This is a genomic window from Saccharopolyspora indica (genome assembly GCF_027853965.1).
GTDB lineage: Bacteria > Actinomycetota > Actinomycetes > Mycobacteriales > Pseudonocardiaceae > Saccharopolyspora > Saccharopolyspora indica.
Window position 1 is genome coordinate 1 of the sequence record NZ_JAQGLB010000027.1, and the last position, 17469, is coordinate 17469.

14 protein-coding genes are annotated in these 17469 nt (G+C 71.5%); 4 read left to right on the forward strand and 10 right to left on the reverse strand.

Translation table 11 applies throughout. The features are described 5' to 3' along the window. Positions 1–193 precede the first annotated feature (193 nt). The 4 genes from OU416_RS35800 to OU416_RS35815 form a co-directional block, all read right to left on the reverse strand. Positions 194–1117 (reverse strand): LysR family transcriptional regulator, encoded by a 924-nt coding sequence (locus tag OU416_RS35800; protein ID WP_270931518.1) that lies wholly within the window; start codon positions 1115–1117, stop codon positions 194–196. Between the two features lie 37 nt (positions 1118–1154). Further along, a complete protein-coding gene (locus tag OU416_RS35805; protein WP_270931519.1) occupies positions 1155–2582 on the reverse strand; it encodes an Nramp family divalent metal transporter in 1428 nt (475 codons plus the stop codon). A 31-nt stretch (positions 2583–2613) separates the two neighbouring features. Further along, on the reverse strand, positions 2614–3849 hold the full coding sequence (locus tag OU416_RS35810) for an MFS transporter (protein WP_270931520.1): 1236 nt from the start codon (positions 3847–3849) through the stop codon (positions 2614–2616). A 150-nt stretch (positions 3850–3999) separates the two neighbouring features. Then, positions 4000–4830 (reverse strand): coiled-coil domain-containing protein, encoded by an 831-nt coding sequence (locus tag OU416_RS35815; RefSeq protein ID WP_270931521.1) that lies wholly within the window; start codon positions 4828–4830, stop codon positions 4000–4002. A gap of 62 nt (positions 4831–4892) precedes the next feature. On the opposite strand from OU416_RS35815, the gene OU416_RS35820 reads away from it, so the two are divergent. Next, positions 4893–5075, forward strand: coding sequence for a PspC domain-containing protein (locus OU416_RS35820; RefSeq protein ID WP_270931522.1), 183 nt, complete (start codon positions 4893–4895; stop codon positions 5073–5075). Between the two features lie 3 nt (positions 5076–5078). On the opposite strand, the gene OU416_RS35825 is transcribed toward OU416_RS35820, so the two are convergent. After that, positions 5079–6173, reverse strand: a complete 1095-nt coding sequence (locus tag OU416_RS35825; protein WP_270931523.1) for an FAD-dependent monooxygenase — start codon at positions 6171–6173, stop codon at positions 5079–5081. A 186-nt stretch (positions 6174–6359) separates the two neighbouring features. Between OU416_RS35825 and OU416_RS35830 the strand changes: the two genes are divergently transcribed. Both OU416_RS35830 and OU416_RS35835 read left to right on the forward strand, forming a co-directional pair. Beyond that, on the forward strand, positions 6360–7061 hold the full coding sequence (locus tag OU416_RS35830; protein WP_270931524.1) for a TetR/AcrR family transcriptional regulator: 702 nt from the start codon (positions 6360–6362) through the stop codon (positions 7059–7061). 46 nt (positions 7062–7107) lie between these two features. Further along, entirely contained in the window at positions 7108–8091 is a 984-nt protein-coding gene (locus tag OU416_RS35835; protein ID WP_270931525.1) for an MsnO8 family LLM class oxidoreductase, read from the forward strand. On the opposite strand, the gene OU416_RS35840 is transcribed toward OU416_RS35835, so the two are convergent. Continuing rightward, positions 8088–10070 carry an APC family permease gene (locus tag OU416_RS35840; protein WP_270931526.1) on the reverse strand — a complete coding sequence of 661 codons (1983 nt, stop codon included), beginning with the start codon at positions 10068–10070 and terminating at the stop codon, positions 8088–8090. The two genes, OU416_RS35835 and OU416_RS35840, sit on opposite strands and share 4 nt — an antisense overlap. A gap of 107 nt (positions 10071–10177) precedes the next feature. Between OU416_RS35840 and OU416_RS35845 the strand changes: the two genes are divergently transcribed. After that, positions 10178–10873: a hypothetical protein gene (locus tag OU416_RS35845; RefSeq protein WP_270931527.1), complete on the forward strand. Its 696-nt coding sequence runs from the start codon at positions 10178–10180 to the stop codon at positions 10871–10873. Here the strand turns inward: OU416_RS35845 and OU416_RS35850 are convergent, their stop codons facing one another. The 4 genes from OU416_RS35850 to OU416_RS35865 form a co-directional block, all read right to left on the reverse strand. Next, a complete protein-coding gene (locus OU416_RS35850; protein ID WP_270931528.1) occupies positions 10874–12829 on the reverse strand; it encodes a WD40 repeat domain-containing protein in 1956 nt (651 codons plus the stop codon). A 60-nt stretch (positions 12830–12889) separates the two neighbouring features. After that, positions 12890–13975 (reverse strand): acetate/propionate family kinase, encoded by a 1086-nt coding sequence (locus OU416_RS35855; protein ID WP_270931529.1) that lies wholly within the window; start codon positions 13973–13975, stop codon positions 12890–12892. Further along, the gene (locus OU416_RS35860; RefSeq protein ID WP_270931530.1) at positions 13972–16386 is read right to left on the reverse strand and encodes a phosphoketolase family protein; all 2415 of its coding nucleotides are present in this window, start codon (positions 16384–16386) and stop codon (positions 13972–13974) included. Before OU416_RS35860 ends, OU416_RS35855 begins: the two co-directional genes overlap by 4 nt. Positions 16387–16490: 104 nt before the next feature. After that, a complete protein-coding gene (locus OU416_RS35865; protein ID WP_270931531.1) occupies positions 16491–17468 on the reverse strand; it encodes a helix-turn-helix transcriptional regulator in 978 nt (325 codons plus the stop codon). Position 17469 lies beyond the last annotated feature (1 nt).

Below are 17469 nucleotides of genomic sequence, written 5' to 3' on the forward strand. Positions count from 1 at the left end.
GGTCCGGATGTCAAGCCTGAAACCCCGAAGGGGCGGCCGCCAGGCCGGGCTTGACATCCGGACCACAGCCCCCACAATCCCACAAACCACGGGGATGACCCCACACACGACGAAACAACATCAGTAGTACGCACCTCGAAAACTCAACAGCAGAACCAAAAACCAACCACAACCCCAGAACCCACCAAACCCCCTAACCCAAGCCCAGATCCGGCAACGGCGCATCGACCAGAAGAGAGCGAAGAGCCTCAACAGGTCCGCTCGGCGTCCGATCGGTGCGCCACCACAGAGCCACTTCGTGAGCACGAGGTTCGTCCGCGACCGGAACTAGCCGCACTCCGTCGGTGTTGGCCGTCAGCACGGCCAGGGCGTTCGTCACGGCTACCGCTGTCCCGGCGCGCACCAGGGCGATCAGGGTTTGGGGCTGGTCGGTGCGGAAGACGACGTCGGGCGTCAGGCCCGCTCGCTCGAAGGCCAGCGCCGCAGCGACGTTACCGCGAGCGCTCTCCCCCACCGCGATCAGCGGTCGGGCGGCCAGGTCCGCCAGGCGCAGCGGACCGGCCGGTGATTCTCCTCGCGGGAGCACCGCTACCAGCGGCTCCTGCCACAGCGGCCGGCAGGTCAGCGCGTCGCTGGACGGAACGGGCAGCACTGGCCGGACCGCGAGGTCGACTTCTCCGGACAGCAGCGCCGCCTCCAGTTCCAGCGCGGTGCCCTCCTGCAGCACCAGCTCCACTCCCGGGTAGCGCCGCGCGCTCTGCTCGAACAGGAACGGGAACAGGTGCGCCGCCGCGCTGGGGCATGCGCCGAGCCGGGCCTTGCCGTGCACTCGCCGCGCGGCTCGCGCCGCGTTGTCGCTGGCCGCTTGCAGGTGCTGCAGCATGCCTCGGGCGTGGGGCAGCAGCTCGCGGCCTTCGGCGGTCAGCTCCACCGGCGTGCAGGTGCGGTCGAACAGCCGCACGTCCAGCGCTCGTTCCAGCTCCGCGACGTGGGTGCTGATCCTCGACTGCGAGCGGTACAGGGCCTGCGCGGCTGCGGAGAAACCGCCGTGCTCCACCACCGACACGAAGCTGACGAACCAGTCCAGGCGGAAGCGGTACGCCTCCGCCGCCTTCACCGCGACCACCCCACGCCCATCGCACCGATGATCGCGGTCAGCCGAACACCTTGTCCAGCTGCTGGAGCACCGTCAGCACCGCGAGCACGCCGAACAGCAGGATCGACCAGATCAGCGCCGCCAGCCGGTAGCCGCGGACGCGGATCGGGGCGGGCAGCATCCTGCGGTTGATCGCGATCAGCAGGCCCGAGTAGATGAACATCATCACCCCGCCCGTGCAGGCCGAGATCGTCGCCAGCAGCAGCGGCTGGCCGAGCCCGGCGAGGACGACGACGATGCCGATCGCCACCAGGCCCCACACCAGCGCGGCGTAGATCGCGCTCTCCGAGGCCTTCGGGAAGTAGGTCGTCTTCAGCACGTCGGCGGCCAGCCGGCTGGTGTAGTCGACGATGCCCAGCGCCGCGGCGAACAGCGAGAACGCGCCCACGATCCAGAAGAAGTAGCCGAACCAACCACCGGCCGCGGCCATCATCGCCTCGCCCTCGACGCGCAGGAACGACACGTCGTTGGACACCTCTCCGGAGCCGAAGACGGTCGCGTGGGCCAGCAGCGACATGAACACGATGGACAGGAACGTGATGGCCACGAAGGTCAGCGCCTGCTCCTTGTTGGCGAAGCGCCACCACACCCGCCAGCGGTCCAGGTTCTCCTCGGTCGCCGGGAAGATGAACCCGGCCTGCCCGCGCGCCTCGGTCTCGCCGGTCAGCGGCGAGACGATCTTCGGCACGTAGCGGCCCATGCCGAAGCCCTTGTCCCGGATCCAGTTGCTCTGCACCAGGTTCTGGCCGCCGCCCGCCCCGGCGAAGGCCAGCGCGCCCATCAGCACCGCGAAGCCCAGCTCTGCGGCCGGGAACCGCGCTTCCGAGACGATCGTGGGCAGCGCGCTCCAGGTGCGGGCGCCGAGGACGAACAGCGAGCCGATCACGATGAGCAGCAGGATCGCCGCCACCTTGACCATCTGCGCCCGTTCCAGCGCGGTGTAGACCGCGGGTGCCAGGGTGAGGATCAGCGCCACCACGACGAGGATCACCACCGACACCACCGCGACGTCGCCGCCGAAGGCGTAGGTGAACAGCGTCGCCGAGCTGGTCGCCCAGGCGGGCCACAGGTTCGCGAAGTAGGCCAGCACCGCGAACACCAGGCCCCAGTGCTTCCACAGCCTGCTGAACCCGGTGACCGCGGTTTCCCCGGTGGCCAGCGTGTAGCGCTCGATCTCCATGTTCAGGAAGTACTGCGTGAGCAGGCCGAGCAGCGCGGCCCACACGAAGGTCAGCCCGACCTGCGAGGTGATGTAGGGGAACAGGATGAACTCGCCGCTGGCCAGCCCCACCCCGGCGGCGACGATGCCAGGACCGATCAGCCGCCACTGCCGGGCCGGTGGTTCCGGCAGGTCGCGCACCTGCGGGCGCGGGATGTGCTTGTCCGGGAAGGCCTTCGCCGGATCGGTCGGGTTCGCCTCGGCCATCTGCACCCTCCGTTGCTCTGCTGTGGGCTTGTCACGGCTCCATGCCGACGGGCCTGCCGACCAGGAACGCGTAGCTGAGCGCGGCGGCGATGGCGATCCCGCTGGCCGCCAGCAGCGCGATCACGAACGATCCCGTCCGGTCCACGATGATCCCGGTGATCAGCGGCGCGAACGCACCGCCGAAGTAGCCGCCGAAGTTCTGCAGGCTGCCCAGCGAGGCGGTGATCCGCTCGGCGCCGACGGTGGTGGCCAGCGACCAGGCACCAGCGCTGGCGTTGTTCATGAAGAACTGCGACGCGGAGATGCACACCAGCGCGAGCGCGGTGCTCGGGGTGAGCGCGACCGGGATGGTGCACAGCCCGCCGAGCAGCAGCCCGGCGCAGATCGGCACCTTGCGCGCGGTCATCGTCGAAACCCCGCGCCGCACCAGCAGATCACCGACACCGCCGCCGGAGAGCATGCCGAGGGTTCCTGCGAGGTAAGGCACGACGAGCGCGATGCCGGTGTCGGCCACGCTCAGGCCGCGCTCGCCCGACAGGTAGGCGGGCAGCCAGGTCAGGTAGAGGTAGACGGAGTAGATGACCCCGGAGAAGCCGATCATCATGCCCCAGGTGCTGCGGTGGCGCAGCAGGCCCAGCCATTCGCGCAGCGACACCGGTTCCGGCACCGGCCCGGGTTCGGCGGACAGCTGCCCGCGGTCCCGGTAGACGGCGAACCAGATCAGCGCGAGCACGATGCCCGCGACCCCGGCCACCACGAACATCGTGCGCCACCCGTAGCTGAGCATCAGCCAGGTCAGCAGCGGCGGTGCGATGGCCGGTGCCAGCGTGGACGCGGTGTTGAACAGCCCGATCGGCAACCCGCGGGACTCGCGCGGGAACCAGTCGGCGACGACCTTGGCCCCGCCGGGGAATGCCGGTGCCTCGCCCACGCCGAGGAACAGCCGCCCGAACAGCATCTGCTTGAAGTTGGCGGCGACACCGCAGAACGCCTGCGCGACCGACCACAGCAGCAACCCGCCGCCGAGCACCTTCCGCGGCCCGAACCGGTCGAGCAGCCCTCCGGCGGGCAGCTGCGCGAAGGCGTAGGCCCAGGAGAACACCGACAGCAGCAGCCCCATCTCGGTCGGCCCGATGCCGAACTCGTCCTGAACGCTGTGGTTGGCGATGGCCAGCGTGCTGCGGTCGACGTAGTTGATGATGCCGATGAGCAGCAGCAGGACGAGGAGCAGCACGCGCATCCGCCGGATGCTCTGCGGTGGCCTCATGCGGTCTCCCCGGACGACGGTGTCCCAGTAGGGCCGTGGAACCGACCGCGCGGCGCGTACCCGACGCGGATCCGGCGCTCGACCATAAGCGGCCGTCACACGCCGGTAAAGCCCCCTCCGCGCATGCCCGCCATCCGCTCCGCGGATGGCTCAGCGCTCCTCCGCGCTCCGCAGCCGCTCCGCTGCCGCGTCGCGGTCGCGCTGCGCGCGCTCCCGGCGCTGCCGGGCGGCTTTCGCACTGCGTCGGAGCTCGCGCTGCTCGCCCTCCGCGTGCTCCAGCGCGTCGCGCCGCTGCGCGAGCTGCTCGCGCAGCTCGTCGATCTCGTCGCGCAGCTCCTCGCACCGGTCTTCGGCCTCGCGCTGCGCGCGCTCGGCGGTTTCCAGCGCGTCCGCGGCTTCGCCCAGCTGCGCGTCGCTGCGCCGCAGCTCTTCGCGGAGTTCCGCGAGGGGTTCCGCCTGGCGCGAGGTTCGCTGCGCGGTGCGGCGCATGGCGGCGACGGCGAGTTCGTCGAGGCCGAATCCGCTGTATTCCAGGGGTTTCGCCAGGGTCGCCGCTTGCACTTCGCGGCCTGCGGCGGGATCGGAGAGCGCGGCGGTGAGGGTCAGCTCGACTTGTTGGCGTGCGGTTTCGGTCAGCGCGTGGCCGTGTTCGGCCGCCAGGGCGGCGGCGCGGTCGGTGAGGTCGCGCAGGGTCTTGGTGCGCTCTCCGGCGAGGCCGCGGATGTCGTCGCCGCGCAATTCGCGCTGGGCCGAGCGCAGCCGCTCCCCCAGGTCCAGCAGGGTGCGCAGCGCCGCCGGGTCGTGGGCGGCCAGCAGGTTCACCGCCCACGCCGCCGTGGTGGGTTTGCGCAGCTTCTTGAGCGCGGCGGCGAGGTCGTCGTCGCCGCGCTGCTTGGCCGCCGCCGCTTCCCGGTCGCGGGCGGGGATGAATCCCGCGGGGTCGGCGGTGCACAGGTCGCGGGCGATCTGCTCGAACTCCACGGCCTCAACGTGCCACGGCTGCCCGAGGTGCGCGAGGTCCGGGACGCTCGCAGGCTGTGGGCATGAGTGGTTTGGAACGGCCTCGAGACCAGCGCGTGATCGCCGGGGTGTGCAGCGCGATCGCCAACCGGTTCGGCTGGAGCGTCGGGCTGGTCCGGCTGGCCTTCGTCGTCTCCTGCGTGCTGCCCGGCCCGCAGGTCTTGTGCTACGTGGTGCTCTGGATCCTGATCCCCAACTCGCCGTGAGCGTCAGGGCGTCCAGGTGTAGGCGGGTGTGATCGAGCGTTCGAGGAAGGTGCTGGGCACGTGGGGCAGCGCTGCGTTGCGCAGTGCGGTCAGCGGTGGTGATGTCCAGTGCGCCGGGGCGGCGACCTGGCGGGATCGGCGAGCGATCAGCTGGGTGCGCGGCCTGCGGGTGCGGTCGTACTCCGCCAGTCCCGCGCGCACGCCGAGCTCGTCGACGGCGGCGGCGAGCGTGACGGCGTCTTCGAGCGCCTGGCAGGCTCCCTGGCCGAGGTTCGGTGTCATGGCGTGCGCGGCGTCGCCGAGCAGTGCGACGTTCCCGGTGACGAAGGTGCGCAGTTCCGGCAGCTCGTAGGTGTCGTGCTGCGACACCTCGTGCGCCGAGTCCAGCAGGGCCGGGATGGGGTCGTGCCAGCCGGCGAAGCGCTCGCGCAGCTCGTCCAGGCCGATGCGGGTGCCGGTCGGGGCGTTGGCCATCAGGTAGCAGTAGACGCGACCGTCGGGCATCGGCACGCAGCCGAATCGTTCGCCGCTGCCCCAGGTTTCCGCGCTCTCGGCGACGGGGTGGGGCGGAGCGATGAGTCGCCAGGTGGTGTATCCGACGTAGCGCGGGCCCGGGGTGTCCGGCCAGAGGGAGCGCCGCGTCGCGCTGTGCACGCCGTCAGCGCCCACCACCAGATCCGCGGTGGTGGTGCCGCCGTGCCCGACCGTGCCGTCGGGCCGCACCTGGCTCACCTCGGTGCCGGGGCGCAGCGCGTGCGCCGGGAGGGCCGAGAGCAGCAGGTCGATCAGGTCCGCGCGGTGCACCGTCGCCCACTGGCCGAAGCGCCGCTTGAGGTCGTCGACGTCGTTGCGGATCAACCAGTTCCCGTTCGCGCGGCGGATGCCTGCCAGCGGGTCCGCCGGCCCGGCGGAGCGCACGCGATCGCCGAGGCCGAGTTCCTGCAGCGCGCGGAGGCCGTTGGGCTGGATCGACAGCCCCGCACCGATCTCGGTGAACTCCGGCGCGCGTTCGAGGACCTCGACCTGCCACCCGCGCTGGTGGAAGGCGACGGCCGCGGCCAGTCCGCCGATGCCGCCACCCACGATTGCCACCTTCATCGTCCGGCCACCTCCTGATCGCGGCGCAGGTGCGCGGCCCTGGACGACCGCCACCACACGGCCAGCACGACGAGCGGGACCCACCACCAGCGTTTCGCCACTTTCTTACCCCTTCTAGGTTTACTTAGAGCCATTAAGCAAACATAGTTGATCTAAGATGTCAACGGGCAACGGGAAGGGGCATCGATGGCCGCGGGCACGAGCAGGCGGGAGCGGCTGCGCCAGGCCGCGCTGGAGGAGATCCACGGGGCGGCGCGCGCACTCCTGGTGGAAGGCGGACCGGCGGCGGTGACCATCAACGCCGTCGCGCGGCGGGTGGGGATGAGCGGTCCGGCGCTCTACCACTACTACTCGAGCCACGACGAGCTGGTCGGCGCGGTGACCGCGGACTTCTTCCGCGAGCTGGCCACCACCATGGAGCGGGCCAGGGACGCCATCGCCACCGCGCCGGTCGGCGACCGGTTGCTGGCGGCCTGCCGGGCGATGCGCGGCTGGGCCACCGCCCACCCGGCCGAGTTCGGCTGGATCTTCGCCAGCCCGATCACCCCGGCCCACCAGTGGCCCGGTTCACCGCGCAACCAGGCGGGGCAGCGCTTCGAGCAGGTCCTGCTGGACCTGACCGCCGAGCTGTGGCGGACCCGGCCGTTCCCGGTGCCCGGGCCCGCCGAGCTGGCGCCGTCGCTGCGCGGGCAGCTGGCCGCCTACTCCGAATCCATCGGCGGCGCCCTGCCGCCCGAGGCCGCGCACGTCTTCCTGTCCTGCTGGGTTCGCCTGTACGGCCTGCTGTGCATGGAAGTCCTGCACCAGCTGGACTTCGCCTACACCGACCTGGAACCCGTCTTCGAGGAGTGCCTGCGCGACATCTCCGGCCGGCTGGGCATCGGCTGATCCGTCACACCGGGAATCTTGCGGGGCCGTCGGCGTTGAGCCCGGTGTGAGACTTTCCGTGCTCGACCGCTCGCACGTCGGACTGGGGCTGAGCCCGCAGCAGGCGCTGCGGGACACCGTTCGCTTCGCCCAGCAGGTCGAGGACCTCGGCTACCACCGGTTCTGGGTGGCCGAGCACCACAGCGTGCCCGGCGTCGCCGGGGCCGCGCCCACCGTGCTCGCAGCCGCCGTCGCCGCCGCGACCAGCCGGATCAGGGTCGGCACCGGCGGCGTCATGCTGCCCAACCACCAGCCGCTCGTGGTCGCCGAGCAGTTCGGCGTGCTCGGCTCGCTGTTCCCGGACCGCATCGACGTCGGGCTGGGCCGCTCGGTCGGTTTCACCGACGGCATCCGGCGCGCGCTGGGACGCGGCAAGGAAGCAGCCGACCGGTTCGGCGAGCAGCTCGCGGAGCTGCTGGGCTACCTCGACGGCCGATCGGCCTCCGGCGTGCACGCGGTCCCCGCCGAAGGGCTGGACCTGCCGGTGCTCCTGCTGGCCACCGGTGCCGGTGCGGCCACCGCGGCGGAGTTCGGGCTGCCGCTGGTGATCGCGGCCGCCCACGGCGACGACCGGATGATCCGCACCATCGAGGAGTACCGGGCGAACTTCCGCCCCTCGACGCGGGCCGCCGAGCCGTACGTGGTGCTCGCCCGCTCCATCGCGGTCGCCGAGAGCACCGAGCAGGCCCGGCGCCTGCTCGTCCCCGAGGCGTGGGCGACCGCCTACTCCCGCACCCACGGCGAGTTCCCACCGCTGGAGGCGCCGGAGGAGATCCTCGCGAAGTCGATGTCCGACCGGCAGCGCGCCCAGTTCGACCGCGCCCTGCGCGGCCACCTGTTCGGCACCCCGGACGAGGTCGCCACCGGCCTGGAAGAACTGGCGGCGCGCACCGGCGCGGACGAAGTCCTGGTCACCACCACCGCCCACGACCCGGCCGACCGGCTCGCCTCCTACCGCCTGCTGAGCACCCTCCAGCAGGTGCCGGTCTAACCGATGCCGCGCCGGGTTCGGCCGGGGGCGTGGTCGGCCCTGTCGATCCGCCGGTGGTGGCTGGAGGCCAGCTGCCACGGGACGCTGACCACCAGCACGCCCGGTTCGAAGCGCAGGCGCCAGACCAGGCGCAGCGAGCTCTGGTTGTGCAGCAGGTTCTCCCACCAGCGCCCGACCACGTACTCCGGGACGTAGACGCACACCAGGTCGCGGGGCCCGGCGCGGCGGATGCGCTTGATGTGGTCGATGACCGGCCGGGTGATCTCCCGGTACGGCGACTCCACCACCTTCAGCGGCACCTCGATCCCGTGCCGCTCCCACTCCCGGCGCAGCACCTCGGTGTCGCCCTCGTCGACGTTCGCGGTGAGCGCGGTCAGCGTGTCCGGCCGGTTCGCGCGGGCGAACGCCAGCGCGCGCAGCGTCGGCTTGTGCAGCGTGGACACCAGCACCACCGCGTGCACCCGGCTCGGCAGCGCGATGTCGCCGCGCTCCGGTTCCAGTTCCCGGCGCACCTCGCGGTAGTGCCGGTGGATGCCGCGCATCATCCCGTAGAGCAGCGGGATCGCGATCACCACCAGGTAGGCGCCGTGGGTGAACTTGGTGGCCAGCACCACCACCAGCACGGTCGCGGTGAGCACCGCGCCGACGGCGTTGATCAGCCGGTGGGCGTGGATGCGCCTGCGCTGCGCACCGCGGGCGCTGGCCAGCTCGTGGTTCCAGTGCCGCACCATGCCGATCTGGCTCAGCGTGAACGAGGTGAACACGCCGAGGATGTAGAGCTGGATCAGCGCTGTCGCCGAACCCTCGAACGCCGCGATCAGCGCGATGGCGACCAGCCCGAGCAGGACGATGCCGTTGGAGTGCGCCAGCCGGTCACCGCGGGTGTGCAGCTGGCGCGGCAGGTAGCGGCGCTGGGCCAGCAGCGAGGCCAGCGTCGGGAAGCCGTTGAACGCGGTGTTGGCGGCCAGCAGCAGGATCAGCGCCGCGGCGACCTGCACGACGAAGAACAGCGGGCTGTCCAGGCCGAACACCGCTCCCGCCAGCTGCGCGATGACGGTGCGCTGACCGGTGCTGCGGCAGTCGGTCGGGAACCCGATCAGGTCGCACGGGTTCGCCGCAACCCGGACCTGGGCGATCACCGACAGCGCGGTCACCCCGCTGAACAGGAAGATCGCCAGCACGCCCATGATCACCAGGGTCCGGCCCGCGTTGACCGCCTTCGGCCGCTGGAAAGCGGGTACCCCGTTGGAGATGGCCTCCACCCCGGTGAGCGCCGTGCAGCCGGAGGAGAACGCCCGCAGCAGCAGGAACACGAAGGCGATGCCGGTGATGTCCACCTGCTCGGGCCTGATGCCCCACCCGGCGCTCTCCGCGACCGGCGGGTGACCCGCGGCGAACTGGGTCAGCCCGACCACGATGGTCAGTCCGAGAGCGGCGACGAACAGGTAGGTGGGCACCGCGAAAGCCCGCCCCGACTCGCGCGCGCCGCGCAGGTTCATCGCCATCAGCAGCACGACCACGCCCACGCCCACCGCCACCCGGTGCGGGTAGAGCTGCGGCAGCGCGGAGACGATGTTCTCCACCCCGGCGGCGACCGACACGGCCACCGTCATCACGTAGTCGACCATCAGCGCGGCGGCCACCACCAGGCTGGGATCGCGGCCGAGGTTGCGCACCACCACCTCGTACGAGCCGCCACCGCTGGGGTAGGCGTGCACCACCTGCCGGTAGGAGGCGACCACGACCGCGAGCAGCACCACCACGGCCAGCGCCACCCACGGCGCCAGGTGCAGCAGCGCGAGCCCGCCGATCGAGAGCATCAGCAGGATCTCCTGAGTGGCGTAGGTGACCGAGGAGAGCGGGTCGCTGGCGAAGATGGGCAGTGCGAGCCGCTTCGGCAGCAGCGTCTCCGCCACCCGGTCGCTGCGCAACGGCCGACCGAGCAGCAAGCGCTTCACCAGGTTCACCGCCGAAGGCACCGCTCCAGCGTAGGCCGCCTCAGCGCACCTCACCCGCTCAATCGTCCACAGTGGCCATTCGGATCGGTTGTAGGCTGTCGGCCGACGAGCGAGGAGGCATCGCGAACATGCTCGAGTGCTCTCCGGCCGTGCTGGCCGGACGCGTGCGGGAGTGCGACAGGTTGCTGCCCAGGCCGGGCACCGTTCCGGTTTCCGGCCTGCCCGCGGTGCCGTGGGCGGAGTTCTGCGACCCGGAAAGCCCGTGGCTGCCGCGCTGCGTCGAGGAGTGGCAGGAACGCGGCGGCTTCCAGCACCGCCGCGCGGGGCTGGTGCTGGTGGCGTTCCGGTTCGGCTGGCTGGCGGCGTGCGCCACGGTCCCGGAGCTCCACCTCGGCGCGCCGGTGCCGTCGCTGCGCGACCTGCGCGTCGCGATCACCGCGGAAGGCCGCCTGTCCGCGCTCCGGCCGTCGACGTCGCAGGTCGTCACCGCGCAGCAGTGGTGGCAGGACCTGTCCGAGGCCTTCGAACCGCTGACCGAGGCCCTGCACGCCCTGGGCGGCCCGCCACCGGAGAGCCACGAGTACTGGGGAAACCCGGTCGGCTCGGTGGGCACCGTCCTCTGGCGCCTGCAACGCGCGGGCCTGCCCGGCGACGCGATCGCCACCGCCCGCGAACTGCGCGCCGCGACCGACCGCGAACACCTCCTGGACATCGCCCCCGACCGCGACCCGTGGCCCCGCCGGACCACCTGCTGCCAGTGGTGGCGAGCAGGCGGCGGCTACTGCGACGAGTGCGTCCTCTGGAACTCGGCCGCCCGCGGCTGATCAGCCCTCCAGCGCCTCCTCTGCGGCTTCGAGGCCCGGGACGAGATCGAGCTCGCCCCACCGCGCGGGCCACGCGAAGCGCCGGTCCACGGTCCAGGACAGCACCGCGTCGAGGTCGTCGCGCCGCCCCTCCGGGGCGATCACCAGACGTGCCGCCGGTCCGACCGCCGGACGGGCGATGGTGCACCACGTCGAATCGTCCAGCGGGAACGAGTCCTCCTGGAACCAGTCGCCGAGGAATTCGCCCTCCTCCACCGGGCGCGAGTCCTCGTCCGGTTCCCGGTCGAAGGTCATGTCACCGAGCACCTGACCGCTCAGGGCTCGCACGAAGCGCAACGTGTTCTCGCCGAGCACGACCAGCACGCCGCCAGCGCCCCAGAGCACCGCCGTCGTGCCCTCCGGCACGTGCAGCGACCGCACCAGCGCGGGCTCCTCGCCCAGCGACCACACTTCGATCCGGTCATCGCCGGTCAGGCAGGCACCGTGCTCGCCCGCCGGTTCCCACGCCCAGGGGTGCTGCTCGCCGAAGTGCTCGCCGAGCTGCTCCGTCGTGTCGATGTCGAGGTGGAAGCGCCTGCCGTCCTCGTCGTGGACGTCGACACCGCCGCCGTCCTCCAGCACGATCGCCAACCGGGCTGCGCCGTCGCGCACTCCCCAGTGCGGCATGCCCGAGTCCTGCTCGACGGATTCGCCCACCTGGTCACCGGTTTCGGCGTCCAGGACGACCAGTTCCCCCTTTCCCACAGCGGCGACGAACCGGTCGTCCGGGCTCCACGCGAGCGGCATCGAGGCATCGGTCCGCACCAGCCAGCGCATCCGCCCGCCCGGCAGGTCCACGGCGCAGGCCGTCGAACCGCGGTGGCCCGCGAGCCGGGAACCGTCGCGCGACCACCGCACCCGGCCGAAGGACCACTCGTACTCGTCGGGTTCGCCGTCGCGGCCGGGATTCGAGGCACCGAGCCGGTGCTTGAGCTCCGCCGGGATCGGTTCGCGGAGCAGCTCAGGTCGTTGCCCCCTGACCAGCTGGAACTGGTCGGCGTAGACGACCTGACCGCGGTCCAGCGCGGCGATGCAGCCCATCACTTCGGCGCCCGCGGTGCGCATGCTGATGAACGCGCGTCTCCCGTCGGGTGACAGCGCGAAGATCGCGCCTTCGCTACCGCCGTCGGTCACGTCGGCGTAGCCGTGGGGGTTGGCGCTCTGCCCGAACGGATCCCAGACACCGACCAGGTTGGTGCAGAAGCCGAGCGCGAGGCGGCTGCCGTCGGCCGACCACTGCACCAGGTCTCGCTGGCTCCGCCACCCGATGCCGCCGTCGACGGCGATCTCGTTGACCGCTCGCCCGGTGGCCAGCTCCCAGATCTGCAGGATCCCGGCTCCCGCGTCATCGCCCCACCGCCCGGTCGCCAGGTAGCGACCGCACGGGCTGAGCCCGAAGCTCTCGACCTGGCCGCCCTCCTCGAAAAGGGGGTGCGCGTACTGGTGGCGCAGTCGCGCACCACGGGCGACGAGCTGCTCCGTGGCGAACCGGTGCACCTCGGTGATCCCGCCGGAGTTCTCCAGCGCGGTCAGGGTTTCGCGCAGCAGCGGCAGATCCCGCTGCGGGGCGAACGCCGTCCAGTCCGCTGCGCGCAGCAGGTCCAGCACCTTCGCCGCGGATCCGGCGGCGAGCTCGTCGTGGTCGGTGAAGACCGCACCGCCGCCGGGCTCGTCGGTCAGCAGGAACTCGTGCAGCTCGGCTTCCGGCCAGATCGGGATGCCCCGGTGCTGGTCGTCCAATCCGTCGATCCGCACGGAGAAGACCACTTCGCCTGCGAGCACCACGTCAGGTCGCTCGGTCCCCGGCTCGATCAGCCGCACCCCGCGCGCTGCCAGCCGTTGCTCCAGGACCTCCCGCTCCTGCGCAGCAGGCGCTTCCGCCCTTCCCAGATCGGCCTTCCAGCCGCGCATGCCCATGATCGAGAAGGGTACGGCCGAGGCCTGACACCCACCGCCGAACCACGAAACCCGCGCCGCTCACCCTTCGACCGCGGCGCGGGTCTGCCGGGCTATTTCCAAGTCCTCGCGGGCTTCGACGACAGCTGTGCGCACGGGCGCTCCGACCGCGGTGATGTCGGCGTCACCCGATGCCGCCTCGTTGCGCTGCGGGTCCAGTGCCACGCCTGCGAACGACAGCGCTTCGCCGACCGCTGCTCGCACCGGTGGCTGGTGCTCGCCGATCCCGCCGGTGAACACCAGCAGGTCCAGGCCGCCGAGCACGGCGACCATCGCTCCCGCGTAGCGCACCAGGCTGCGCCGGTAGACGTCGAAGGCCACCGCGGCATCTCCGTCCCCTTCGGACCGCGCGGTCAGCACATCGCGCAGGTCACCGGACGTGCCGGACAGCCCCGCGAGGCCCGACCGCTTCGCCAGGACGTCGAACAGCTCGTGCGCCGCAACGCCTTTCACGTTGATCAGGTACCCGATCAGGCCAGGATCCACGGTGCCGCTGCGGGTGTTCATCACCAGCCCCTCCTCCGGCGTGAAGCCCATCGTGGTGTCCGCGCAGCGGCCGTCGCGCACCGCGGCCATCGACGCGCCCGCACCGAGGTGGCAGCTCAGCACCCTGCCCTGGCGCGGCGGCAGGCCCACCAGATCGGCGCCGCGCACCACCGCGTAGGAGTGCGAGAGCCCGTGGAAGCCGTAGCGGCGCAACGACCACTTGCGGTTCCACTCCCGCGGCAGCGCGTAGGTCGACGCCGCCGCCGGGAGCCCGGCGTGGAAGGCGGTGTCCACGCACACCACCGACGGCGTGTCCGGGTCGATCGACCGGGCCGCGCGCAGCCCGCCCAGCGCGCGGGGCTGGTGCAGCGGCGCGAGTTCGGTCAGCGACGCGAGGTAGTCCACCACCTCGTCGTCGGCCACGGTCGCCGCCACGATCCGGGTACCGCCGTGCACCACGCGGTGGCCGATGGCGTCGGCACCGTGCTCGTCCAGGAACCGGCGGATCGGCTCGGATTCCCCGTCCCACCGCTCCAGGTGCTCGTGGGCGACCACCGAATCACCGTCCAGCAGCACGAGTTTCAGGCTGCTGGAACCGGCGTTGACCGTCAGCACCCTCATCGCGCCCGCCACGTCCAGTCCCGGATCTCCGGCATGTCCTCGCCGTGCGTCGAGACGTAGTGGCGGTGCTCGATCAGCTTGGCCTGCAACGCCTCCCGCGCGTACGCCGCGCTCGGACCCAGCCGCGGCACCCGGTCGATCACGTCGATGGCCAGGTTGAACCGGTCGATCTGGTTGAGCACGCACATGTCGAACGGCGTGGTCGTGGTGCCCTCCTCCTTGTAGCCGCGCACGTGGATGTTGCCGTGGTTGCGGCGGCGGTAGGTCAGCCGGTGGATCAACCACGGGTAGCCGTGGTAGTTGAAGATGACCGGCCGGTCGCGGGTGAACAGGCTGTCGAACTCGGCGTCGGACAGGCCGTGCGGGTGCTCGCGCTCGTCCTGCAACCGCATCAGGTCGACCACGTTGACCACCCGCATCCGCAGGTCCGGGAAGTGGTCGCGGAGCAGGTCCACGGCGGCCAGCACCTCCATCGTCGGCACGTCGCCCGCGCAGCCCAGCACCACGTCCGGGTCGCCGCCCCGGTCGTTGCTGGCCCAGTCCCAGATGCCGATGCCGCGCGTGCAGTGCACCACCGCCGCGTCCACGTCCAGGTACTGCGGCGCGGGCTGCTTGCCCGCCACCACGACGTTGATGTAGTCGCGGCTGCGCAGGCAGTGGTCGGCCACCGACAGCAGGGTGTTGGCGTCCGGCGGCAGGTAGACCCGCACCACCTCGGCCTTCTTGTTCACCACGTGGTCGATGAAACCCGGGTCCTGGTGCGAGAAGCCGTTGTGGTCCTGCCGCCACACGTGCGAGGTGAGCAGGTAGTTCAGCGAGGCGATCGGCGGCCGCCAGGCCAGCCCGGCGGCGACCTTGAGCCACTTGGCGTGCTGGTTGACCATCGAGTCCACGATGTGCGCGAACGCCTCGTAGCAGGAGAAGAAGCCGTGCCTGCCGGTCAGCACGTAGCCCTCCAGCCAGCCCTGGCAGGTGTGCTCGGAGAGGATCTCCATCACCCGCCCGTCGGGGGCCAGCGCGTCGTCGTCCGGTTCGGTGTCGGCGACCCAGGTGCGGGAGGTGGCGTCGAGGATCGCGTTGAGGCGGTTGGAGTTGTTCTCGTCCGGCGCGAACACCCGGAAGTTGCGCGCGTCGGCGTTGCGGCGCATCACATCGCGCAGGAACTCGCCGAGCACCCTGGTGGCCTCACCGGTGCTCGCCCCGGGCTCGTCGACCGGCACCGCGTAGTCCCGGAAGTCCGGCAGCCGCAGCGCCCGCAGCAGGAGCCCGCCGTTGGCGTGCGGATTGGCGCTCATCCGCCGGAGACCGGTCGGGTTGTGGTCCTTGATGCGCTGCACCGGGGCACCGTCGTCGTCGAACAGCGCGGCGGGGTCGTAGCTGCGCAGCCAGGCCTCCAGCTGGCGCAGGTGTTCCGGGTTGCCGCGCGGATCGCTGATCGGCACCTGGTGCGAGCGCCACGAGCCCTCCACCCGCTTGCCGTCCACCGTGGACGGACCGGTCCAGCCCTTGGGGGTGCGCAGCACGATCATCGGCCACCGCGGGCGCTGCGTCCATCCGTCGCGGCGGGCCCGGCGGTGGATCGAGCTGATCTCGTCCAGGCACCGGTCCAGCGTCGCGGCGAACAGGTGGTGCATCGCCTCCGGCACCGCGCCGGAGACCAGGTAGGGCTCGTAGCCGTAGCCGCGCAGCAGGCTCAGCAGCTCGTCGTCGGGGATGCGCGCCAGCACCGCCGGGTTGGCGATCTTGTAGCCGTTGAGGTGCAGGATCGGCAGCACCGCGCCGTCGGTGGCCGGGTCCAGGAACTTGTTGGCGTGCCAGCTGGTGGCCAGCGGGCCGGTCTCGGCCTCGCCGTCGCCGACCACGCACGCCACGATCAGGTCCGGGTTGTCGAAGGCCGCGCCGTGCGCGTGCGACAGCGAGTAGCCCAGCTCGCCGCCCTCGTGGATCGACCCCGGCGTCTCCGGCGCGACGTGGCTGGGGATGCCGCCCGGGAAGGAGAACTGGGTGACCAGCCGCCGCAGCCCGTCGCAGTCCTGCGCGACATCCGGGTAGACCTCGCTGTAGGTGCCCTCCAGCCACGCCGCCGCGACCAGGCCGGGGCCGCCGTGACCCGGCCCGATGACGTACATCATGTTCAGCTCGCGCGCCCGGATCGCCCGGTTGAGGTGCGCGTAGACGAAGTTCAGGCCCGGCGTGGTCCCCCAGTGCCCGAGCAACCGGGGCTTGACGTGCTCCGGTCGCAGCGGCTCCCGCAGCAGCGGGTTGTCCATCAGGTAGATCTGCCCGGCGGAGAGGTAGTTGGCGGCCTGCCACCAGAGCTGCAAGCCGTCCAGCTCCGGCCGTCCGAGGTGCTCGCGCACGGCCGGAGTGGTGGTCCACCCGACGCTGCCGACGCTGGTCTCGCTGCTCATCCGCGGCTCCTTCACGCTCGACACCTCGTCGTTTCAGCGTGGGGGGACGCAGTCGGATCGCAACTCGGCGCGACCTGACCAGCGAGCGCGTGGGACCGCACCGTTCAGCGGCGCTTCCGGGTGGCCAGCAGCTCGGCAGGCCCGGCCTCCCGGTACCGGTCGATCAGCCGTCCCACGACCCGGGCCGACTCCGGGGTGACGGGCGTGTAGACCCACATCCTGGTGTCCGGGGCGGCGGCCACCGCGAACGCGGTCGAGGTGATCTCGACCTCCGCACCGTCGACCGACCGGAACGACTTGTTGCGGACGACCGGGGCGGCGACTTCGTACCTGGCCCACAGCTCCGCGAACCGCGCGCTGGCCTCCGTGAGCCGCCGGATGAACCCGGTCCAGTGCGGATCGCCGAGGCGCTTGCCGAACTCCGCCCGCAGCTGGGCCACCATGAACGGCACTTCACCGTCCCAGTCGACCAGCGGCAGCAGGTGCTCTTCGGTGGTGAACAGGTGCCACAGCACGTTCCGCTCGGCTGCGGGCAGCAACGCGATCGCCGGATCAAGCGCCGCATAAGCGTCGTTGAACGCCAGGACGTCGTAGCGCGCTGTCACCAGCACCGCCGGCAGCGGGTTCAGCGCGTCCAGGATCACCTGGTGCTCCTGCGCGGGCGCCACCGGGGCGTTCGGCGGCGGGCTGGGCATGCCCACCAGCCGGTACAGGTGCTCGTGCTCGGTCGGGTCCAGGCGCAACGTCCGGGCGATCGCATCGAGCACCTGGGTGCTCGGGCTGATCCGGCGGCCCTGTTCGAGCCACGTGTACCAGACCACGCCGACCCCGGCGAGCTCCGCGACCTCCTCGCGGCGCAGTCCGGGAGTGCGCCGCCGGGGCCCCGCCCGCAGCCCGACCTCTTCCGGGATGATTGCTTCCCGGCGGGCCCGCAGGAAGGCCGCGAGCTCGGTTCGCCGTGGTGCGCCGGGGCCGGTGGTGGTCACGCCACCATCATGCGAGATCTTCGCAGCGGGCAACCAGGTGGTGCGGGTACCAGGATCGACGATGGCCTGGTACTCGAATCCGGTCGGCCGAATCATC